1 pseudogene is annotated in these 385 nt (G+C 47.0%); it reads left to right on the top strand.

What is annotated here, in order from left to right:
* Positions 1-173: 173 nt before the first annotated feature.
* Positions 174-385: pseudogene (locus tag BTA35_RS18610) on the top strand (polyhydroxyalkanoate depolymerase); the annotation flags it as partial.

Genomic DNA, 385 nt, shown 5'->3' on the forward strand with positions numbered 1-385 from the left:
GTATTTTGCAGTTGCTTAAATCCCGCCTATGATGCTGCATCGCACAATATAACAATAACAAATGCCCATTTCAGTCTGCATGGAGAGTACACTGCATGTTATACCAGCTTCATCACCGTTATAGCCAAGCGATTCAACCCGTTCACCTATAGGCGCAGGCTTGGCGCAAGCAATTGTCTTTACCTTGGAACCCTTTCCGTAAAACGCCACTGAACCGCGCTTTAACCGCAACAGCAGAGTTATTTGAGCGCTGCACGGATAACTACGAAAAGCCGAGTTTCGGGTTTGAATACACCGAGATTAACGGCGAGTGGGTACGGGTGACAGAAACCATTGCGCACAGTCTGCCATTTTGCAATTTGCTGCACTTTAATCGTGCAACTGA

Origin of the sequence: Oceanospirillum linum (assembly GCF_001995095.2) — a bacterium.
GTDB classification, from domain to species: Bacteria; Pseudomonadota; Gammaproteobacteria; order Pseudomonadales; family Halomonadaceae; genus Oceanospirillum; species Oceanospirillum linum.